Consider the following 3,268-nt stretch of genomic DNA (forward strand, 5'->3'; position numbering starts at 1 on the left):
GAACGCCCGTACGCGCGCCGGATCGATCATTCCGGAGACAACAAGGCCGGCGCCGAACAGCGTCCCGCTGGCGAGTGAAATGAGGTTCTGGCGCATCACTGTAGTACCCCGGACAGACGCATGATCGTGACCGTGACGACGCCGGTTGCCATGAACGTAGCGGTCGCGGCGATGGACCGGGGCGACAGGCGAGACAGGCCGCATACGCCGTGACCACTGGTGCACCCGGACCCGAGCCGTGTTCCGATACCGACGATCAGACCGGCGACGGCGATCAGCGAAAGCGATGTCGGAAAGCTGGCCTTCACGCCTAAGCTGGCTGCAACAATACCCGCGCCCAAAGGCAGACCTGCGGTGAAAAACAGCGCGATTGCCCATGGTGGGCCTCCAGCGGAAAGACCCAAAACCCTTGCGAACATGCCGCTGACTCCGGCGATGCGGCCGTTTCCGAGCAGCATGATCGCCGCGGCGACACCGATCATCAGCCCGCCGATGAAGCCTTCGAATGGCATGGCATGGGGAAAGCCCGGCATCACAGCGCATCCAGCGGAATCTTGAGGTAGCGGGTGCCGTTGACTTCCGGCTCCGGCAGATGACCACCGCGCATGTTCACCTGGATCGAGGGCAGGATGAGCTTGGGCATCGACAAGGTCGCGTCGCGACTGGTCCGCATTGCGACGAAGTCGTCTTCGCTGACCCCTTCATGGACATGGACGTTGCCGACACGCTGCGCGCCTACAGTCGTTTCCCAGACATATTCGTCGCGCCCCACCGCCTTGTAGTCGTGGCAGAGGAACAGGCGCGTCTCGTCCGGCAGCTGCATGAGCCGGCGGATCGAGCGGAATAGCTGGCGTGCGTCGCCACCAGGAAAGTCCGCCCGCGCGGTGCCGTAATCGGGCATGAAGAGCGTATCCCCAGTGAAGACTGCGTCGCCAATGACATAGGCCATGTCCGCCGGCGTATGGCCGGGCACATGCAGCGCAATGGCGTCGATGTTGCCGATGGCAAAGCGGTCGCCGTCCTCGAACAGCCGGTCGAACTCGGAACCGTCGCGCTCAAAATCGGTGCCGGCGTTGAAGATTTTGCCAAATACGTTCTGGACCCGGATGATCTCACGACCGATCGCGAGCTGCCCGCCAAGCGCCTGCTGAAGATACGGTGCCGCAGACAGGTGATCGGCATGTGCATGGGTTTCCAGCAGCCAATCGACCGTCAGTCCCTGATCCCGCACGTAAGCGATCACTGCATCCGCCGACGCGGTTTTGGTCCGGCCAGCCGCGGCGTCAAAATCGAGGACGCTGTCGACGATCGCAGCCTTTTTCGTCGCCACGTCCCAAACGACGTAGGTCGCTGTGTTGGTAGGTTCATCGAAAAAGGACTGAACGACCGGCGATCCGGCCGCTTTTGCGCGTCTGATCTGGGCGTTGGCTTCGCTCAAAACCGGGTCCATGACCGTCTCCATTTGGTCAACCTCACGGTTTATGTAGTTATGTAACCGTATTGCGTCAACGGGGTGTTCGTGCCATTTAAGAAGAATGGAAAAGATGGATGCGAACATGCCGCGCTCGCTGCGCATCGGGGATGCAGCCCCGAACTTCACCGCCCGCACCACGCAGGGCGAGATTGCGCTGGATCAGTATCGTGGGCGCTGGGTCGTGTTCTTCTCGCACCCTGCCGACTTCACGCCGGTTTGCACCAGCGAGTTCGTGGCATTGGCTAAAGCGGCCCCTCAATTCGAGCAGTTGGATTGCGTATTGTTGGGGCTGTCGGTCGACAGCCTCTACTCTCATGTCGCCTGGCTTCGCGCGATCTACGACGTTTTTGGTGTCGAGGTGCCATTTCCGGTAATCGAGGATCCCTCGATGGCGGTTGGGTATGCCTACGGCATGCTCGACGAGCAGGCCGGCGATGCCTCAACGGTGCGTGCAACTTACTTCATTGATCCTGAAGGCATCATCCGCGCGCTTAGCTGGTATCCGATGAATGTTGGTCGGTCTGTCGACGAGATGCTGCGCACCGTAAGGGCATTGCAGCGTTCAGCTGATGGCGAGGCTTACACGCCCGCTGACTGGCAGCCGGGTGACGACGTGCTGCTGCCTCCTGCCTTGCCGGGCAGCGCGGGAGCCGACTGGTTTCACCAGACGAAGGCCGACCGGTGACGGCGATACACCAGTCCCGCGCGCTTGCTGACGTCGCGGTCGAGAAGCTGCGCGTGTTCGCGCAGCCTCAGCGGCTCATGATTCTGTCCTATCTGTTGGGCGGGGAACGTCAGGTGGCGGACATCGAGGCTGCCACTGGCGTGACTCAACCGGCGCTCAGCCAGCAGCTTGCCGAACTGCGGCGCGCCGATCTCGTTAAGACCAGGCGGGAGGCCAAACAGGTTTACTACCGTCTTGCCGACGAGACAGCCGCACTGTGCGTGCGAACCCTGGAGGCGATGTTCGGAGCCGACGACCTGTCGGTTCCCCAAACGGCCCCGGCCCCCCGCCTAGTGCGATCGCGCGAGACGCCGTCCGTGGTTCGACCCCAAAACATTGGCGCGGCCGTTTTTGCGAAAGTTGGCTGATCATTTTGGCTGAAGAAGGAAGAAGCGGATGCGTATCCCGATCATTGCTCTTGCAGGATGCTTGTCACTTATGAGCGGCGTCAGTGCTTTAGCCAGCGTGTCTGGGCAGGCGGTTATACCGGGATATGGCGCAATCACACCCATCGAAGGTGCTGTGGAACGGCCCGATCGCAACTTGCGCTATCGTGTGATGTTTAATGTGACCAAGGCCGCGGCAACGCCGGACAAGATCAATCCATCGCTGGAGAAGGTCGCTCGCTTTCTGAACCTGCTGGGCAACGATGGCGTTCGTCCAGAACATGGCGATGTCGTCGTGATTGTCCACGGTCCAGCGACGCCCATCGTTACCGAAGATCGCGCTTATGCGACAAAGACGGGAGTAGCTGCGAACCCCAACCGTGCCTTGATTGAAGCGTTGAAAAAGGCGGGCGTGTCCGTTCGGGTATGTAGCCAGGCTCTTATTGGAAACGGGATCGACCCCGCTACCGTAGAAAAGAGTGTCGAAACCGACGTGTCAGCGCTGACGACTATGGCGACTTTGCAGCTGCGTGGTTGGGCACTGATCCCCGACTGATCACGCCGACACGTTTCCTGTTTCGTCTTCTAGCCCGTAACGCTGCTGGTGTCATAACCGGACCGAGACTGTTGAAAAAGGATCGCGTGGGATCAGCGTGGTGGATGACAGGTGACGCCGGGCACCGG

The 3,268-nt window shown here is 60.9% G+C and carries 5 protein-coding genes and 1 pseudogene; 3 read left to right on the plus strand and 3 right to left on the minus strand.

Annotation, left to right across the window (positions count from 1 at the left end):
* The 3 genes and pseudogenes from sphsw_RS20225 to sphsw_RS03800 all read right to left on the minus strand — a co-directional run.
* Window positions 1-96 (minus strand): annotated as a pseudogene (locus sphsw_RS20225) (YeeE/YedE family protein); the annotation flags it as partial.
* Window positions 96-533: a YeeE/YedE family protein gene (locus tag sphsw_RS03795; RefSeq protein ID WP_171007659.1), complete on the minus strand. Its 438-nt coding sequence runs from the start codon at window positions 531-533 to the stop codon at window positions 96-98. The gene sphsw_RS03795 and the pseudogene sphsw_RS20225, both read right to left, overlap by 1 nt.
* On the minus strand, window positions 533-1,462 hold the full coding sequence (locus sphsw_RS03800) for an MBL fold metallo-hydrolase (protein WP_031439447.1): 930 nt from the start codon (window positions 1,460-1,462) through the stop codon (window positions 533-535). The genes sphsw_RS03795 and sphsw_RS03800 overlap by 1 nt, the downstream gene beginning before the upstream one ends.
* A 73-nt stretch (window positions 1,463-1,535) precedes the next feature.
* Between sphsw_RS03800 and sphsw_RS03805 the strand changes: the two genes are divergently transcribed.
* Genes sphsw_RS03805 through sphsw_RS03815 form a run of 3 tightly spaced genes read left to right on the plus strand, consistent with a single transcriptional unit; the run spans window position 1,536 to window position 3,140 of the window.
* On the plus strand, window positions 1,536-2,159 hold the full coding sequence (locus sphsw_RS03805; protein WP_031439448.1) for a peroxiredoxin: 624 nt from the start codon (window positions 1,536-1,538) through the stop codon (window positions 2,157-2,159).
* Window positions 2,156-2,566 carry an ArsR/SmtB family transcription factor gene (locus sphsw_RS03810; RefSeq protein ID WP_031439449.1) on the plus strand — a complete coding sequence of 137 codons (411 nt, stop codon included), beginning with the start codon at window positions 2,156-2,158 and terminating at the stop codon, window positions 2,564-2,566. Before sphsw_RS03805 ends, sphsw_RS03810 begins: the two co-directional genes overlap by 4 nt.
* Before the next feature lie 28 nt (window positions 2,567-2,594).
* Entirely contained in the window at window positions 2,595-3,140 is a 546-nt protein-coding gene (locus sphsw_RS03815) for a DsrE family protein (protein WP_327195634.1), read from the plus strand.
* The last annotated feature ends 128 nt before the right edge of the window (window positions 3,141-3,268 follow it).

Source organism: Sphingomonas sp. FUKUSWIS1, assembly GCF_000733135.1.
Lineage (GTDB): Bacteria > Pseudomonadota > Alphaproteobacteria > Sphingomonadales > Sphingomonadaceae > Sphingomonas > Sphingomonas aerolata.

What these genes read in the sequence shown, in the direction of transcription:
- sphsw_RS03795 (WP_171007659.1), bottom strand. Translation starts at nt 533, where the DNA reads ATGCCGGGCTTTCCCCATGCCATGCCATTCGAAGGCTTCATCGGCGGG.
- sphsw_RS03800 (WP_031439447.1), bottom strand. Translation starts at nt 1,462, where the DNA reads ATGGAGACGGTCATGGACCCGGTTTTGAGCGAAGCCAACGCCCAGATC.
- sphsw_RS03805 (WP_031439448.1), top strand. Translation starts at nt 1,536, where the DNA reads ATGGAAAAGATGGATGCGAACATGCCGCGCTCGCTGCGCATCGGGGAT.
- sphsw_RS03815 (WP_327195634.1), top strand. Translation starts at nt 2,595, where the DNA reads ATGCGTATCCCGATCATTGCTCTTGCAGGATGCTTGTCACTTATGAGC.